General features: G+C 33.8%; 14 protein-coding genes. 9 read left to right on the top strand and 5 right to left on the bottom strand.

Translation table 11 applies throughout. From position 1 onward, the window contains the following. Positions 1-16: 16 nt before the first annotated feature. Positions 17-2,242, bottom strand: coding sequence for a formate C-acetyltransferase (pflB, locus tag PW52_RS14355; RefSeq protein WP_117584391.1), 2,226 nt, complete (start codon positions 2,240-2,242; stop codon positions 17-19). Between the two features lie 256 nt (positions 2,243-2,498). Here pflB and PW52_RS14350 point away from each other — a divergent pair, with 256 nt between their 5' ends. The 9 genes from PW52_RS14350 to PW52_RS14310 all read left to right on the top strand — a co-directional run bounded on the left by PW52_RS14350 (position 2,499) and on the right by PW52_RS14310 (position 14,465). After that, the gene (locus PW52_RS14350; RefSeq protein WP_044633673.1) at positions 2,499-4,271 is read left to right on the top strand and encodes an AMP-dependent synthetase/ligase; all 1,773 of its coding nucleotides are present in this window, start codon (positions 2,499-2,501) and stop codon (positions 4,269-4,271) included. 114 nt (positions 4,272-4,385) lie between these two features. Further along, positions 4,386-4,820: a MarR family winged helix-turn-helix transcriptional regulator gene (locus tag PW52_RS14345; protein WP_044633672.1), complete on the top strand. Its 435-nt coding sequence runs from the start codon at positions 4,386-4,388 to the stop codon at positions 4,818-4,820. Positions 4,821-4,843: 23 nt separating this feature from the next. Beyond that, positions 4,844-7,252 carry a 3-hydroxyacyl-CoA dehydrogenase/enoyl-CoA hydratase family protein gene (locus PW52_RS14340; protein WP_044633671.1) on the top strand — a complete coding sequence of 803 codons (2,409 nt, stop codon included), beginning with the start codon at positions 4,844-4,846 and terminating at the stop codon, positions 7,250-7,252. Between the two features lie 6 nt (positions 7,253-7,258). Next, complete coding sequence (locus PW52_RS14335; protein ID WP_044633670.1) at positions 7,259-8,449, top strand: acetyl-CoA C-acyltransferase; 1,191 nt, start codon at positions 7,259-7,261, stop codon at positions 8,447-8,449. Positions 8,450-8,460: 11 nt separating this feature from the next. Then, positions 8,461-10,272 carry an acyl-CoA dehydrogenase family protein gene (locus tag PW52_RS14330; protein ID WP_044633669.1) on the top strand — a complete coding sequence of 604 codons (1,812 nt, stop codon included), beginning with the start codon at positions 8,461-8,463 and terminating at the stop codon, positions 10,270-10,272. Positions 10,273-10,377: 105 nt separating this feature from the next. Next, entirely contained in the window at positions 10,378-10,845 is a 468-nt protein-coding gene (locus tag PW52_RS14325) for a DUF6265 family protein (protein ID WP_044633668.1), read from the top strand. Between the two features lie 2 nt (positions 10,846-10,847). Further along, positions 10,848-12,182, top strand: a complete 1,335-nt coding sequence (locus PW52_RS14320) for a M28 family peptidase (RefSeq protein WP_044633667.1) — start codon at positions 10,848-10,850, stop codon at positions 12,180-12,182. 70 nt (positions 12,183-12,252) lie between these two features. Next, positions 12,253-13,890: a M1 family metallopeptidase gene (locus PW52_RS14315; RefSeq protein ID WP_044633666.1), complete on the top strand. Its 1,638-nt coding sequence runs from the start codon at positions 12,253-12,255 to the stop codon at positions 13,888-13,890. Then, positions 13,890-14,465 carry a YdeI/OmpD-associated family protein gene (locus PW52_RS14310; RefSeq protein WP_044633665.1) on the top strand — a complete coding sequence of 192 codons (576 nt, stop codon included), beginning with the start codon at positions 13,890-13,892 and terminating at the stop codon, positions 14,463-14,465. Before PW52_RS14315 ends, PW52_RS14310 begins: the two co-directional genes overlap by 1 nt. A 2-nt stretch (positions 14,466-14,467) precedes the next feature. Here PW52_RS14310 and PW52_RS14305 read toward each other — a convergent pair whose 3' ends face one another. The 4 genes from PW52_RS14305 to PW52_RS14290 all read right to left on the bottom strand — a co-directional run bounded on the left by PW52_RS14305 (position 14,468) and on the right by PW52_RS14290 (position 18,399). Continuing rightward, the gene (locus PW52_RS14305) at positions 14,468-15,145 is read right to left on the bottom strand and encodes a Crp/Fnr family transcriptional regulator (RefSeq protein WP_044633664.1); all 678 of its coding nucleotides are present in this window, start codon (positions 15,143-15,145) and stop codon (positions 14,468-14,470) included. A gap of 49 nt (positions 15,146-15,194) precedes the next feature. Continuing rightward, a complete protein-coding gene (locus PW52_RS14300; RefSeq protein WP_044633663.1) occupies positions 15,195-16,025 on the bottom strand; it encodes a universal stress protein in 831 nt (276 codons plus the stop codon). Between the two features lie 89 nt (positions 16,026-16,114). Next, a complete protein-coding gene (locus PW52_RS14295; RefSeq protein WP_044633662.1) occupies positions 16,115-17,161 on the bottom strand; it encodes a response regulator in 1,047 nt (348 codons plus the stop codon). Next, a complete protein-coding gene (locus tag PW52_RS14290) occupies positions 17,158-18,399 on the bottom strand; it encodes a PAS domain-containing sensor histidine kinase (RefSeq protein WP_044633661.1) in 1,242 nt (413 codons plus the stop codon). Before PW52_RS14290 ends, PW52_RS14295 begins: the two co-directional genes overlap by 4 nt. Positions 18,400-18,409 lie beyond the last annotated feature (10 nt).

Genomic DNA, 18,409 nt, shown 5'->3' with positions numbered 1-18,409 from the left:
TTTTAGTTTATTTGAATTACATAGATTGGTGAAAAGACCTTGTAATTACCTCTTGCTGTTGTTCTTTAGTTAATCTGATAAAGTTTACAGCATATCCTGAAACTCTAATAGTTAACTGTGGGTAATTTTCTGGATTTTCCATAGCATCTAGCAACGTTTCTTTATTTAAAACATTTACATTTAAATGCTGAGCATTTCTACTAAAATACCCATCTAACATCGTTGTTAAGTTTGATATTCTATCGGTTTCTGAAGCTCCAAGAGATTTTGGAACTATAGAAAATGTATTTGAAATACCATCTTGAGAATCTTCATAATCAATTTTAGCTACAGAATTTAATGATGCTATTGCCCCATTAGTATCGCGACCATGCATTGGATTAGCTCCTGGTGCAAATGGCACACCTTTTGGGCGTCCATCTGGAGTTGCTCCTGTTTTTTTACCATAAACCACATTTGACGTTATGGTTAATACAGATAGCGTTGGTGCTGCATTTTTATACACTGGTAATGCACTTAACTCTTTATTAAAATCTGCTACAGCATCATGAGCAAATACATCTACTCTATCATCATCGTTTCCATATTTAGGGAAATCGCCTTCAATTTTAAAATCTACAGTTAAACCTTCTTCATTTCTTATAGGTTTAACTTTAGCGTATTTAATAGCAGACAATGAATCTGCTACAATTGATAAACCAGCAATACCGTAAGCAATATTTATATCTGGATTGGTATCAATTAAAGCCATTTGAGCTTTTTCGTAATAGTATTTATCGTGCATGTAGTGAATAATATTCATAGAATCGTTATACACTCGAGCCACTTCTTTCATGGCTACTTTAAAATTAGCCATTACTTTGTTAAAATCTAAATACTCATCTTCCATAGGTACTATACCATCAACCATTTTGGTACCTGTATTTTCGCAACGCCCACCATTAATAGCAAGTAACAGTGTTTTTGCTAAATTTGTTCTGGCTCCAAAAAATTGAATTTGTTTTCCTAAAGCTTGATAAGACACACAACAGGCAATACCATAATCGTCTGATCCTCTTAAGGTACGCATCATATCATCGTTTTCAAATTGAATTGATGAGGTATCTATAGCTACTTTTGCACAATACTTTTTAAAATTTTCTGGTAAATTTTGAGACCAAAGAATAGTAATATTTGGCTCTGGTGATGGCCCTAAGTTATACAGTGTGTTTAAAAAACGGAATGATGTTTTAGTAACTTTTGTTCTACCATCTTCAAACATGCCTCCAATAGCTTCGGTGACCCAAGTTGGATCTCCTGCAAAAATTTCGTCGTATGCACTCATTCTTAAATGGCGCACCATACGAAGTTTCATTACAAATTGATCTATATATTCTTGTGCTTCAACCTCTGTTATTAATCCTTCTTCTAAATCATTTTGAATATAAATATCTAAAAATGTAGAAACATTACCTAAAGACATAGCTGCGCCGTCTTGCTCTTTTACCGCTGCCAAATAACCCATATAAGTCCATTGCACAGCTTCACGTGCATTTTCTGCTGGTCGGGATAAATCTAAACCATATTTAGCTCCCATTTCTACAATTTCTTGCAACGCTTTAATTTGGTCTGAAACTTCTTCGCGCAAACGAATTACAGCATCTGTCATTGACCCAGTAATAGCAGCTTTATCTGCTTTTTTCACTTCAATCAACCTATCTATACCATAAAGCGCTATTCTACGATAATCGCCAATAATTCTACCACGAGCATAGTTATCTGGTAATCCTGTTAAAAGACCTAAAGAACGGAATTTTCTAATCTCCGCATTATAGGCAGAAAACACACCATCGTTATGAGATTTTACATATTTTGAAAACAACTCTGATACTGTATCGCTAGCAACTAAACCATGTTCGCTTAAAGCTTTTTGCACAACCTTAAAACCTCCAAATGGTTTCATAGCACGCTTTAAAAGCTCATCGGTTTGCAAACCTACAATTACTTCATTTTCTTTATCTATATAACCTGCTTCAAAATTATTTACACCCGATATCGTTTCTGTATCTACAGATCTTAAACCGTTATTTTGTCGTTCTTCTTTAGTAGCTTGTAAACAAACCTCCCAAAGCCTTTTTGTTCTTTCACTTGCTCCAACTAAAAAGGTGTCATCTCCATAATAAGATGTAACATTATTTATTACAAAATCTCTTACATCAATTGTATTAATCCATGTTCCGCTTTTAAACTCTTTAACTACCATAATAAAATTATTTGTTTATTAACTCATTCAAAATTACTATCGAAACACGAATATTTAGCTGACATTTATCATGTTCGATATTAATTGTTGATTTTCCATTAAAATCAGCCTTAATTTTAACATATTACCAGTTATTACATATCAATTTTATAGTTAAATCATAAAAACATAACTTAAATTATTAAATTATTAAATTTTTAACTTGTTTTATTTCGTATAATTTTTATATTTTGCATTCCATGATTAATAGATATAAATGACTGAACTAAAAAGACTTTTCGATTTTCCTTATCACCAACTGGAAAACAACCCGACCGATGCCGCTTTGGTAACAAAATATAATGGCAAATGGATTAAAACATCTACACAAGAATATATAGATAAAGCTAATTCAGTAAGTAGAGCCTTACTTCGGTTAGGAGTTAATAAAAATGATAAAATAGCTGTAATTTCTACCTCAAACAGAACTGAATGGAACATTATGGATATTGGTGTATTGCAATTGGGCGCACAGAATGTTCCAATTTACCCAACTATTTCTGCTGAAGATTATGAGTATATTTTAAATCATAGTGAATCTATATATTGCTTCGTTTCAGACAAGGAGGTTCTAGAAAAAGTAAATAAAGTAAAAGCAAACACTAAATTAAAAGACGTTTATAGTTTCGACCATATTGAAGGCTGTAAACATTACTCCGAATTATTCGAATTAGGAAAAGACGAAAGTAATCAAAACGAAGTTGAGGCTAGAAAAAACGATGTGAAATCAGAAGATTTAGCTACTATAATTTACACATCAGGAACCACAGGTAAACCAAAAGGTGTTATGCTATCTCATTGGAATATTACTAGTAATGCGCTTGATAGTTACCCAAGGTTACCGCTTAACCAAAACCAAAATAGAGTTTTAAGCTTCTTACCAATCTGCCATATTTTTGAGCGTGTACTAATTTACATATATCAATACGCCGGCTTATCTATTTACTTCGCCGAAGCTATTGATAAAATTGGTGAAAATGCGAAAGAAATCAAGCCTCATTTAATGAGTGTTGTACCACGACTTTTAGAAAAGGTTTATGATAAAATCATGGTTAAAGCAGCAGAACTCACTGGTATTAAAAAAGCCCTATTTTTTTGGGCAGTTAAACTCGGTGAACAATGGGAACCATATCGAAAAAACGGTGCTTGGTACGAGTTTAAATTGAAAATTGCCAATAAATTAATATTTAGTAAATGGCGTGAAGCCCTTGGAGGAGAATTACACACTATGGTTTCGGGTAGTGCCGCGTTGCAACCCAGACTGTCTAGAATTTTTTGTGCTGCGGGTATGCAAGTTATGGAAGGTTATGGTTTAACAGAAACTTCTCCTGTAATTGGAGTGGGCATGTACCGCGAAAACAACTTTAAAATTGGTACTGTTGGTAAACCTATTCGTAATGTAGAAGTAAAAATTGCAGACGATGGTGAGATCTTAATAAAAGGACCAAACGTAATGATTGGCTATTATAAAGATGATGAGAAAACTGCTAGTGTAATGACGGGCGATTACTTTCATACTGGAGATAAAGGTGAATTAGATGCTGAGGGATTTTTAAAAATTACGGGGCGTAAAAAGGAAATGTTTAAAACTTCTGGAGGTAAATATATAATTCCAACGCTTTTAGAAAACGAATTAAAACAATCGCGTTTTATAGAGCAAATTATGGTTATTGGGGAAGGCGAAAAAATGCCAGCAGCCCTAATACAACCAAATTTTGAATTTGTAAAAGAATGGATACAACATAAAAACGTGAATGTTGGCTTAACGGATACTGAAATTGCAAATTCCAATATTATAAAAGAAAGAATACAAAACGAAATTGATATATGTAACGCCAAGTTTGGTAGATGGGAACAAATAAAAAAATTCGAACTTACACCACAAGTATGGTCAATTGACTCCGGACACCTTACACCAACAATGAAAATGAAAAGAGATGTGATAAAAAATATGTATCACGACCTTATTGAGAAAATATATAGATCTTAATTAACAAAACACCGCAGCCCTATAAGCGGTGTTTTTTTTTGACTAATTTTTAACTATTTTTATTATGCATGCATAATAAAATTTTATATATTTGAAGAAATCTATAAATCTATAATGAAAGATAAAACCATCGATTACATGCTAAGAACCACTTGGCTAAACGTGCAAAAAATGTACAACGAAGAAGCTGCAAAGTTTGAAAGTACGATGGCCACAGGATTTACTTTATTAAGTATAGATCCTGAAAAAGGTACTCCATCTACATCTCTTGGTCCAAAAATGGGAATGGAAGCCACTAGCCTTTCCCGTATTTTAAAAAAAATGGAAGAAAAAGGGCTTATTAAAAGGAATCCAAATCCTGAAGATGGCCGTGGCGTTATTATCTCTTTAACTGAATTTGGTTTAGAAAAGCGAAATTATTCTAAAGAAAAAGTACTCACTTTTAACAATACTATTAGAAAAATTATTCCTGAAGTAAAGCTAATTCATTTTTTCGAGGTATCCGAAACCATAAACGAACTCGTTTCAAACAAAAAAATTTACAACTAAACATTTAAGGGTATTAACTAAACATGAATAAACGAATTATTAACAAAGTAGCCGTTATTGGATCTGGAATTATGGGAAGTGGTATTGCTTGCCATTTTGCCAATATTGGCGTAGAAGTCTTACTACTAGATATTGTTCCAAGAGAACTTACCGATGCTGAAAAAGCAAAAGAATTAACACTGGAAAGTAAAGCCGTTAGAAACCGCTTGGTAAACAACGCGTTGCAAACCGCTTTAAAATCGAAACCATCACCAATTTACCACCAAAAATTTGCAAGCAGAATTACCACTGGTAATTTAGAAGACGATATTGCAAAAGTTGCTGATGTAGATTGGATTATTGAAGTTGTTGTAGAACGACTAGACATCAAGAAAAAAGTTTTTGAAAACTTAGACAAACACCGTACACCCGGAACTTTAATTACCTCAAATACCTCTGGTATTCCTATTAAGTTTATGAGTGAAGGTAGAAGCGATGATTTTCAAGCACATTTCTGCGGAACTCACTTTTTTAACCCTGCCAGATATCTTAAATTATTCGAAATTATACCAGGTCCAAAAACCTCAAAAGATGTATTGGACTTTTTAAATGGCTACGGAGAACAATTCCTTGGAAAAACTTCTGTAGTAGCCAAAGATACACCTGCATTTATAGGGAATCGCATTGGTATTTTTGGTATTCAATCACTATTTCATTTAGTAAAAGAACTCGATTTAACTATTGAAGAAGTAGATAAATTAACAGGCCCTGTTATTGGTCGTCCAAAATCTGCAACATTTAGAACTGTAGATGTGGTTGGGCTAGATACGCTTGTACATGTTGCCAATGGAATTTATGAAAACTGCTCTAACGACGAAGCCCACGAGCTTTTTAAGTTACCAGATTTTATTAATACCATGATGGAAAATAAATGGTTAGGTAGCAAAACTGGACAAGGATTCTACAAAAAAGTTAAAGGAGATGGTGGTAAAAGCGAAATTTTATCATTAGACCTAAACACTTTAGAATATAGAAAAAAGAAATCTGCCAAATTTTCAACTTTAGAATTAACGAAATCGATTGAGAATGTTGCTGACAGGTTTAAAATTTTAGTTGGAGGAAAAGATAAAGCAGGTGATTTTTATCGTAAAAACTTCGCGGCAATGTTTGCCTATGTTTCTAATCGTATTCCTGAAATAACCGATGAGCTTTATAAAATAGATGATGCCATGAAAGCTGGTTTTGGTTGGCAACATGGTCCGTTTCAAATCTGGGATGCTATTGGTGTAGAAAAAGGAATTGAAATTATGAAGGCTGAAGGTTACGAACCTGCTTCTTGGGTAAATGATATGATTGCTTCTGGTAGTTCATCATTTTATTCTGTAAAAGATGGCGCAACCTATTTTTATGATGTTCCTACAAAAACTCAAACAAAAATTCCAGGTCAAGATGCCTTTATTATTTTAGATAACATTAGAAAATCTAAAGAAGTATTTAAAAATTCAGGTGTTGTAATTGAAGATTTAGGCGATGGTATTTTAAACTGTGAGTTCCAAAGTAAAATGAACACCATTGGTGGCGATGTTTTAAACGGATTAAACAAGGCTATAGATTTAGCAGAAAAAAACTATCAAGGTTTAGTTATTGGTAACCAAGCGGCTAATTTTTCGGTAGGTGCTAATATTGGCATGATATTCATGATGGCTGTAGAGCAAGAATACGACGAGCTTAACATGGCTATAAAATATTTCCAAGATACCATGATGCGTATGCGCTACTCCTCTATTCCAACCGTTGCAGCTCCTCATGGCATGACACTTGGTGGTGGTTGCGAATTATCACTGCATGCAGATAAAGTTGTTGCCGCAGCAGAAACTTACATTGGTCTTGTTGAATTTGGTGTTGGTGTAATTCCTGGTGGTGGTGGCTCTAAAGAAATGGCTTTAAGAGCTTCAGATTTATTCCAAAAAGGCGATGTAAAGTTAAACGTGCTTCAAGAATATTTCTTAACTATTGGTATGGCAAAAGTATCAACATCTGCTTACGAAGCCTTCGATTTGGGCATTCTTCAAAAAGGGAAAGATGTTGTGGTTGTTAATAAAGACAGGCAAATAGCTACAGCAAAAGCCTACGCAAAATTAATGGCAGAACAAGGCTACACCCAACCCATTAAACGAAAAGACGTTAAGGTTTTAGGAAAACAAGCTTTAGGTATGTTTTTAGTAGGAACAGACTCTATGGAAGCGAGCAATTACATTAGCGAGCATGATCAAAAAATTGCAAATAAGCTTGCCTACGTAATGGCTGGTGGCGATTTAAGTGAACCAACACAAGTTAGCGAACAGTATTTATTAGATCTGGAACGCGAAGCCTTTTTAAGTCTTTGTACAGAGCGTAAAACACTTGAACGTATTCAGCACATGCTTAAAACTGGAAAACCTTTAAGAAACTAAGAAAAAATGAAAACAGCATATATAGTAAAAGCATACAGAACAGCCGTTGGTAAAGCACCAAAGGGATTGTTCCGCTTTAAAAGAACCGATGAATTGGCGGCCGAAACCATAAAATACATGATGAAGGAGTTGCCAAACTTAGACCCAAAACGCATAGACGATGTTATAGTAGGAAATGCCATGCCAGAAGGAGCTCAAGGTCTTAACATGGCGCGTTTAATTTCCTTAATGGGATTAGATGTGGTTGATGTACCTGGTGTTACCGTAAACCGTTTTTGTTCTTCAGGAATTGAAACTATTGGTATGGCTACCGCAAAAATTCAAGCTGGAATGGCCGATTGTATTATCGCAGGTGGTGCAGAAAGCATGAGTTCTGTGCCTATGACGGGATTTAAACCAGAATTAAACTACGACACGGTAAAAGCAGGTCACGAAGATTATTACTGGGGCATGGGAAACACTGCCGAAGCAGTAGCAAATCAGTTTAAAGTATCTCGCGAAGATCAAGATGAATTTGCTTATAACTCGCATATAAAAGCTTTAAAAGCTCAAGCCGAAGATCGTTTTCAAGACCAAATTGTTCCTATTGATGTAGAACAGATTTACGTAGACGAAAACGGAAAAAAAGCAAGCAAAACATATACCGTTAATAAAGACGAAGGCCCAAGAAAAGGCACTAGCATAGAAATTTTATCTAAACTTCGTCCGGTTTTCGCTCAAGGCGGAAGTGTAACAGCAGGAAACTCATCACAAATGAGTGATGGTGCTGCATTTGCAATGGTAATGAGTGAAGACATGATTAACGAATTAGGCCTAAAACCAATTGCTCGTTTAGTTAGTTACGCCGCTGCTGGTGTAGAACCTCGCATCATGGGAATCGGCCCTGTAAAAGCCATCCCAAAAGCATTAGCTCAAGCCAATTTAAAACAAAACGATTTAGAATTAATCGAGTTAAATGAAGCATTTGCTTCGCAATCAATAGCCGTAATACGTGAGCTTGGTTTAAATCCGGACATTGTGAATGTAAACGGAGGCGCCATTGCTCTTGGTCATCCGCTAGGGTGCACAGGAACTAAACTTTCTGTTCAATTATTTGATGAAATGAGAAAGCGTAACATGAGTGGTAAATATGGTGCCGTAACCATGTGTGTTGGTACCGGGCAAGGTGCTTGCGGAATTTTTGAATTTTTAAACTAAACTATTAAACAATGGAAACAACAGATAAAGACATACTACGTGGCGGTCAATTCTTAGTTAAAGAATCAGATTGTCAAGACATTTTTACACCAGAAGATTTTAACGAGGAACAGCTCATGATGAAAGAAGCTGTTAGTGAATTTGTAGACAGAGAACTTTGGGCTAAAAAGCCACAATTCGAGAAAAAAGATTACGCCTTAACGGAAGAAGTGATGCGAAAAGCTGGTGAGCTTGGGTTTTTAGGCATTTCTGTTCCAGAGGAATATGGAGGCATGGGCATGGGCTTTGTTTCAACCATGTTAGTCTGTGATTATATTTCCGGAGCAACAGGGTCTTTTAGTACTGCTTTTGGTGCACACACGGGTATTGGCACCATGCCAATTACACTTTATGGTAACGAAGAGCAAAAACAAAAATACGTGCCGAAATTAGCTTCTGGAGAGTGGTTTGGTTCTTACTGTTTAACCGAGCCAAGTGCAGGTAGTGATGCAAACTCTGGCAAAACAAAAGCTGTTTTATCTGAAGATGGTAAAACCTATAAAATTACAGGACAGAAAATGTGGATTTCTAACGCTGGTTTCTGTAGTTTAATGATTGTTTTTGCGCGTATTGAAGACGATAAAAACATTACTGGATTTATAGTAGAATACGACCCAAATAATCCTAATGGTATTACTTTAGGAGAAGAAGAGCACAAATTGGGTATACGAGCTTCATCTACCCGTCAAGTATTTTTTAATGAAACTGTAGTACCAGTTGAAAATATGCTTTCTACTCGTGGTAACGGTTTCAAAATTGCAATGAATGCACTTAACGTTGGTAGAATTAAATTAGCAGCAGCTTGTTTAGATGCGCAACGTCGTACGATAACAGAATCGGTTAAATATGCTAACGAACGTATTCAATTTAAAACACCTATTTCTAGCTTTGGTGCTATTCGTCAAAAAATAGCTGAAATGGCTACAAATTGTTGGGTAGGTGAATCTGCAAGTTACCGTGCTGCTAAAAATATTGAAGACCGTATTGAAATTAGAAAAAACAATGGTAAAGATACACACCAAGAAGCAGAACTTAAAGGTGTCGAAGAGTATGCTATTGAATGTTCTATTTTAAAAGTAGCGGTTTCCGAACATACACAACACTGTACTGACGAAGGTATTCAAATATTTGGAGGTATGGGATTCTCTGAAGAAACACCTATAGAATCGGCTTGGAGAGATGCGCGTATTGCAAGAATTTACGAAGGCACTAACGAAATTAACCGTATGCTAAGTATTGGTATGCTAATTAAAAAAGCAATGCGTGGCCATGTTGATTTATTAGCGCCTGCTATGGCTGTTAAGGAAGAATTAATGGGAATTCCTTCTTTTGAAACTCCAGATTTTTCAGAATTATTTTCTGAAGAAAAAAGTATTATAAAAAATTTAAAAAAGTTATTTTTGATGGTAGCTGGGGCTGCTCTAGAAAAGTATGGTGAAAAAATGGAACACCAACAACAACTAATGCTAGCCGCATCAGATATTTTAATTCAAATTTATTTAGCCGAATCTGCTATTTTAAGAGCAGAAAAATTAGCTAAAAAAGAAGGCGAAGATAAAGTAAAAGAGCAAATAGCTATGGCAAAATTAAACCTATTTCATGCTATTGATGTTATTGAAACCGCAGGAAAACATTCAATTATATCGTTTTCTTCGGGCGACGAACAACGCATGATGCTTATGGGATTAAAACGTTATATTAAATACGTTAACATGCCAAACATTATAGAATTAAGAAATATTATTGCTAACAAAGTAATAACTGAAAATAAATACTGCTTTTAATTGTTTATTAGTAGTTTTTGAGTGACTAATTCAAATTTCAAGAACGTCTCGAAATAAATTTCGAGGCGTTTTTATTTTTTACTACTTTTAGTTAAAAATAAGTCTATGAAATATTTATTGCTTCTTTTGCTCTTCTCTACTTCTATTTGTTTTTCGCAAACTGAAAAAACTCTTGCTCCCAAACTACAAAATATAGCATGGATATCTGGTAACTGGAAAGGTGAAGCCTTTGGAGGAAAAACCGAAGAAAACTGGAGCAAACCTTCTGGTGGATCCATGATGGCTACATTTAAACTTATAGATAAAAACGAAGTTGTTTTCTATGAAATTGAAATCATCAGAGAAATTGAAAACTCTTTACTTCTTCAGCTAAAACATTTTGGAAACGACTTAAAAGGCTGGGAAACCAAAGATGAAACTGTAGATTTTCCTTTAATAAAACTCACATCAACTAAAGCTATTTTTAAAGGAATGACTTTCGAAAAAGTAAACGATAACGAAATGAATGTTTATGTCGATATTAAAGATGAGAATGGTAATATAGAAAACGTAAAATTCAATTATAAAAAATAATAATGAAATACCTTAAGCTAGTAATCGTACTAATTTTCACTACTACCCTAACCGCACAAACCAATCCTAAAATTTACGATATTATTAAAAACGTTTCAGCCAATAACATTGAAAACGATATACAAGCCCTAGTTAATTTTGGAACACGCAATACATTTAGCGATACCACTTCGAACACCAGAGGCATTGGTGCTGCAAGACGTTGGATAAAAAAGGAATTCGAAACCATATCTCAATCGTGTAATAATTGTATTGACGTTTTTTATCAAAAAGATTTTGTAACCAAAGCTGGTAACCGTCGTGTACCACACGATGCTTGGGTTGTAAATGTTGTGGCGATTCAAAAAGGCACGAAATATCCAAACCGTTATATTATAATGAGTGGTGATATCGACTCTCGCGCTAGCAATACTATGGATTTTACAACCGATGCACCCGGAGCTAACGATAATGCTTCTGGAATGGCAGGTACCATTGAAGCAGCAAGAGTTTTAAGCAAGTACAAGTTTGAAAGCAGCATCGTTTATGTTGGTTTATCTGGAGAAGAACAAGGCCTTTTTGGAGGAGCAGGTTTAGCCAAATATGCAAAAGAAAACAATTGGGACATCATTGGTGTTTTTAATAACGACATGATTGGAAACATAAAAGGTGTAGACGGCGTTATTGATAATAAAACATTTAGAATATTTTCTGAACCTGTTCCTTCCAATGAAACCGAAAAACAACGCCAGTTAAGACGTTTTTACGGCGGTGAAGTTGATGGTATTTCGCGCCAATTAGCACGATATGTTCATAAAAATGTAAAAACGTATATGCCAGACATGAACCCAATGATGGTTTATAGGTTAGATCGCTTTGGACGTGGTGGGCATCATCGTCCGTTTAACGATTTAGGTTTTGCTGGTATTCGTATTATGGAAGCCCACGAAAACTATACCCAACAGCATCAAGATGTTCGCGAAGAAAACAGCATAAAATATGGCGATGTTATCGAGCATGTAAATTTCGATTATGCTAAAAAACTAACAGCAGTTAATGCCATAAATTTGGCTAGTTTAGCTTGGGCACCACCTCAACCAACTAATGTTGCTATTGGCGGTATGGTTGAAGCTTCTGCAAAGTTAAAATGGGATAAAGTTGATGGCGCTAAAGGTTATAAAATTTATTGGAGAGACACCACATCTCCAACTTGGGATAATAGTCGCTACGTTGAAAACATTACCGAGTTTACCCTTGATAGTATTGTTATTGATAATTACTTTTTTGGTGTATCATCGGTCGGAGAAAATGGCTTTGAAAGTGTTGTCGTTTTTCCAAATAAAACTTTTAAAAATTAAATTTATGATGTCTTTAAGAGCTATAATTCCAATTTTTAGTTAAAATTACAATCAGAAATAAATCAACTTTATGAAAAAGCTATTATGTTTCATTTTATTTATATCTATAAATATTTCTTTTGGGCAAGGGTTAATGTCTGATAAAACATTATTTACCCATCAAGACACACTACGTGGTACAATTACCCCAGAACGTAAATGGTGGGATTTAACATACTACAAATTAGATATAAAAGTAAATCCCGAAGACAAATTTATATCTGGTAAAAACACCATTCAATATACAGTTTTAGAGTCAAACTCTGTGCTTCAAATAGATTTACAAGAGCCTTTAAAAATGCTTTATGTCTTACAGAATAACGATACTTTAGATATAAAACCTGACGGTAATGCCCATTTTATCACATTAAAAGCACCACAAGATATTGGTAGTATACAAACTATTGACGTTTACTACGAAGGTCATCCGCGTGAAGCAAAAAGAGCCCCTTGGGATGGAGGCGTTTCCTGGAAAAAAGATAAAAATGGCAATCATTTTATAGCTACATCTTGTCAAGGATTGGGTGCAAGTGTTTGGTGGCCTTGTAAAGACCATATGTATGACGAAGTTGATAGTATGCAAATTAGCGTAAATGTACCATCAAAATTAATGAATGTTTCTAACGGAAGATTACGTAAAGTAGAACAGATTGAAGATACTAAAACCTATACATGGTTTGTTGGCAGCCCTATTAATAACTATGGCGTGAATATGAATATTGGCGATTATGTGCACTTCTCTGAAGTATACGATGGTATGGCCGGAAACTTAGACATGGATTATTATGTTTTAAGAGACAACCTTGAAAAAGCAAAAGAACATTTTAAAGATGCGCCAAAAATGATGAAAGCTTTCGAGCATTGGTTTGGGCAATATCCGTTTTATAAAGATGGTTATAAATTAGTAGAAGTACCTTACTTAGGCATGGAACACCAAAGTTCTGTAACTTATGGAAACCAATACAAAACGGGATATTTAGGCAGAGATTTATCTGGAACTGGTTGGGGTTTAAAATTCGATTTTATTATTATTCACGAATCTGGTCACGAGTGGTTTGCCAATAATATTACGAATAAAGATATTGCCGATATGTGGATTCACGAAAGCTTTACAGCTTATTCAGAAAACCTATTTTTAGATTATTATTACGGTAAAGAAGCCGCAGCAGATTATGTTATTGGTACGCGCAGTAACATTCTAAACGATAAACCTATTATTGGGCCTTACAATGTTAACAAGGAAGGTTCAAGTGACATGTATTACAAAGGAGCTAATATGCTTCACACCTTACGCCAACTTATTGAAGATGATGAAAAATGGAGACAAATACTTCGTAAAATGAATGTTCAATTTTATCACCAAACGGTAACAACACAACAAATTGAAAGCTTTTTAAGTAAGGAGTCTGGTATTAATTTATCCGAATTCTTTAATCAGTATTTAAGAGATATTCGAATTCCAAAATTAGAATATTCCATTAAAGGAAAATTATTAAAATACCGCTATGTCAATATTATTGAAAATTTCGACATGCCTATTCAAATAGAACTTAATGGCGAATCGCAATGGATAAAACCGAACGCAAATTGGCAAACACTTGAACTTGATGTAAAAGACCCTAAATTGGTTGTTGATAGAGATTTTTATATTGAATCTGAAAAATTATAATGCCTGAAAAAGAAGTGCTATATTTTAAAACTGATTCCGAATGGCGTGGGTGGTTGCACAACAATCACGCCATTTCAAAGGGTGTTTTCCTTATATTTTATAAAGTGAGTCACAATGCAGAATCGATGCGCTGGGAAGAAGCCGTAAAAGTTGCGCTTTGCTATGGTTGGATAGATTCTACTGTAAAAAGTTTAGGCGATGGTAAGCGCCAACAATATTTTTCTCCTAGAAACTCAAAAAGTGTGTGGAGTGCTGTAAATAAAAGGTATATTGACCAGTTAATTACCGAAAATTTAATGCATGAAAGCGGACTTAAAAGTATTGCCATAGCCAAAGAAAATAAAAGTTGGTTTACCTTAGATGATGTAGAAAACGGTATTATACCAAAAGATCTACAAAATGCATTTAACACAAAACCAGAGGCATATTCAAATTATAAAAATTTTGCTCCGTCGTATAGAAAAAGCTATTTATATTGGTTAAATCAAGCTAAACTCGAGGCAACACGTGAAAAACGTATTTCAGAAATAATAAAACTTTGTGAAAGTAATATAAAATCTAGAGGTAATTGGTAAAATTACTCTACAAGTTTTAAAGCTTCAGCGTTATTTATTTTTATCTTTTTTCCTTCAGCACTAATTAAGCCTTCTTTTTTAAATTGAGAAAGCAGTCTTATAGCCGATTCAGTTGCAGTTCCTACGATATTAGCATAATCTTCGCGAGTTAAAATAATATTCAAAAAACCATTAATATCTTCTCCAAAATTTTCTTTTAAATACAATAACGTTTCAGCCAAACGCTGCTTAACCGTTTTTTGTGCCATATCAACAATAATATTTTCAGACAATTTTAACTCTTCAGCCATACTTTTTAACATATTCATTGAAAAATTAATATTTTGACTTAAATCGAATAAAATTTCCTGCTTAGGAATAAAACACACTTCCATGTCGCTGGCAGCTACGGCGGTTAAATTTGCGACCTCATTAGAGACTAATGATCTCTGCCCTAACAAATCTCCTTTAATAACTAATCTAACAATTTGTTCTTTTCCATTAGGGCTCAGCTTAGTTAATTTACAAACACCTTCACGTATACAAAACACACCATTTATGTTTTCACCTTCCTCAAAAATCACTTCTCCTTTCCTTAACTTTTTTGAGGTTTTACAGCCTGTTATTCGAATTAGATCTTCTTTATGTAATGATTTTAAGGCATTAAATTGCCTTATTATACATTGCTCACATTTACCCATACGTATTTTATTTATGTGATTTTATTATACTATTCGCTAAACTCCTATTTTAATGTAACACTAAAAATGGTACATCTTTGTAGTAACTAATTTCTTTTGCTAAAGGATGAAATAATATATGCTGAAAATAATTGAGATTTTTACCAAGCATGGTTATTAAAGTAATGTCTTTATCGTTTACAAAACCTTGAATTGCATTTTCTATTTTTGTATGTGTTAAAAAATGAAAACCATGTGATATGTCGGCGAAATAGTCTTCTAAATACTCAATATTTATGCGTTGATTTTCATTTAATACTAAATCTCGCTTACTAATGTGAAGAAACTCAATTTCAGAATTATTATTTTTAATAATTTCAGTAAGTGGTAGTAATGTATTAACGTTATAAAAAATTGAGAAATCTGTTGGAAAGGCAATCTTTTTTGGTACTTCAAATTTTGCATTCTCTGGAACTATTAACGTATTACACTTAACTTTAGTAATAACGTTACCCGCATTTGTTCCCACAGTACGTTCGCTGCAGCCGGAAATACCTTTGGTGCCCATGACTATTAAGTCTATATTTTTAAGTAATACTTCTTCTCGTATAGAGTTAATTAAAGAATCATGATTGGCTATTGTAAAAAACTGATGATTTTTGTTAAACGTAACGTTTTTTTTTACACGGTTTACAAATTCCTTCAAAAAACCGTTTATAGATGTTTTTTCTATATTTATTACTGATGAGTGAATATCAAGATTTGACTCATTATTATCTATTTCTGCCTCAACATGTAAAATATAAAAATTACAAGCGGCATCTTTGTATAGACTAACCGCATACCTAATGGCATTCAAAGAATTTTCGGAAAAATCTGTTGGTATTAAAATATTTTTCATCCTCACTTGTACTTTAATACAAAAGTAGTCGGGATATTTTTATTTAAATATGACCAAAATCATACCTATGTATTTAAACCTAAAACCTGCTAATTTATATGGTGTAATTTATTAATGTCTAAAATTTTAATATTTCTACCCTCAATTTCAATAAGCCCCAAATCTTTAAAACTAGACAAAGTTCTAATTAAACTTTCTTGGGCAACACCGGCAACACTAGCTAAATCGTTTCTAGATACACGAATTGCATCGTTTGGTTTTCTGTTTATTTTTTCGGCAAATTTAATTAAGGTAATTGCGGTTCTGCGCTTTACCGAACTATAAGCCATTTGTAGTAATTGATCTTTTACATCGGTAATATTGTCGGTAAGTAATTGTATTAGCTCTAAAGTTACTTTGTGATTACTATCTAACACATCTTCAAGCACTTGCTTTGACAATGCTACTAACTGCGAATCTTGCATTGCTGTTGCAGTTTCTTGGTATGGTGTAATTTGGTTTAACGAGTTGTAACCAAACAAATCGTCTTCTTTATAAAGTGCAGTTGTTAAATATTTACCTTGTTCGTCTAGTTTATGGCATTTTACTAAACCTTTTGATATTAGGTAAACCTTATTTGAATGTTGACCTTCTTCAAAAATTAAATCACCTTTTTTGTAAGCAACCTCTTCTCCGTTATCTTCAAAAAAGTTTTTTAAATCGTTTAACGAACGTAGTTCATCTTCTTTTTCTCCGCTTTCTTTCGCAAGGCGTTCCTCGTTTAATATAGCTGCTTTTGCTATACGGCTATTAATAGCACTAATTAACTCTTCTTCTTCAAAAGGCTTTGTAATGTAATCGTCGGCACCTAAATCCATGCCTTTTCGTACATCTTTACGTTCGGTTTTTGCAGATAAAAATATAAAAGGTATATATTTAGTTGCTTCTGTGCTAGCAAGGTTTTCAAGTACGCCATAACCATCTAACTCTGGCATCATAATATCGCATACTACTATATCTGGAAGTTCTTTTTTAGCCTGTTCTACTCCCAATTTTCCGTTGGGTGCTGTAACTACGTTAAAATTAGAAAGCTCTAATAATTCTTCGGTGTTTTCTCTTAATACGGCATCATCTTCAATAAGTAAAACTTTTTTCATTGTTTTGCTGTGTTTGGTAGTTTAAATATAAATTCGCTTCCTTTATTTTCTTCGCTGGTAAAACTAATAGAACCTCCTAAATTTTCAATATGACTTTTTACAATATTTAGCCCAATACCCGTGCCTTGGGTTAGCAATGCATTTTCTGCTCTAAAATATCGGTTAAAAATATTTTTTTGTTCAGTTTTAGGTATTCCTATACCGTTGTCTTTTACTATAAATGTTGTAGTGGTATCGTTTTGCTGAATATTAATATCTATAATAGTGTTTTCAGAGGAATATTTAACCGCATTGTTAACTAAATTTGATAGTGCCAACTCCACAGTTTTTTCATCTTGAAACATTGAGTATTCATCAATGTTTTCTGGATAGTTAATTACTTGTCCCTCTTTTAACAGCATATTCGCATTATAAATAACCTCGTTTACAATTTTACTAACATTAAAATTACTGTAATTGTATTTTATTTTTCCAGATTCTAACTTCTCAACAGATAAAAAATCGTTTAAAATATTATTTAAATAATGTACTTTATCTGTTATCGTTTTTATGTGTTTATCTCGTTTTTCTTGTTGTTCACTTAATTTGTATTTACCTAACAACATCGCGGAAGTTAATATACCACTTAAAGGGGTTTTAAACTCGTGCGAAACCAACGATAAAAATTTTGTTTTTAGCTCGTTAAGTTCCTTTTCTTTTTTTAAAGCTTTTACGGTTTTCCCTTGGGCTTCAATACGCTTTTTTATTTCTTCGTCGAGTTCTTTATTTACAATAGTTAAAGAATCTACAGTATAACGTAATTCTTTAGTACGCTGTTTTACTTCTTCTTCTAACTTATTGTTTAACCTCAATAATTCTTCTTCTTGTTTCTTACGCACAGAAATATCAATAACTATAGCCATAACGTAACTTTCTCCTTCTATCTCTAAAGGATTTAAACCGGCCTCTACAGGAATAGCATTTCCGTTTTTACATATACCATACAAATCGCGCCCGTGCCCCATTTGCCTACGCTCTTTATGCGCCATGAAGTTTTCTACATTATCACTATGAGAATGGTGATAATCCTTTGGAATTAAAACTAATAAATCCTGATTTAAAAGCTCATGCTTAGAATACCCAAACATGTTTTCTGCAGAAGCATTTGTAGCTACAATTTTTTGCTGCTCGTTTACTACAATTACACCCTCGGAAACAGCATCGAAAAGCACATTAAATACATCGTTATTATTTAGCATTTATACGTTT

It is taken from the genome of Neotamlana sedimentorum (assembly GCF_000943565.1).
Taxonomy (GTDB): Bacteria; Bacteroidota; Bacteroidia; order Flavobacteriales; family Flavobacteriaceae; genus Neotamlana; species Neotamlana sedimentorum.
Note: the sequence above shows the minus strand (reverse complement) of the source record. Positions and strands in the feature narration are given on the sequence as shown.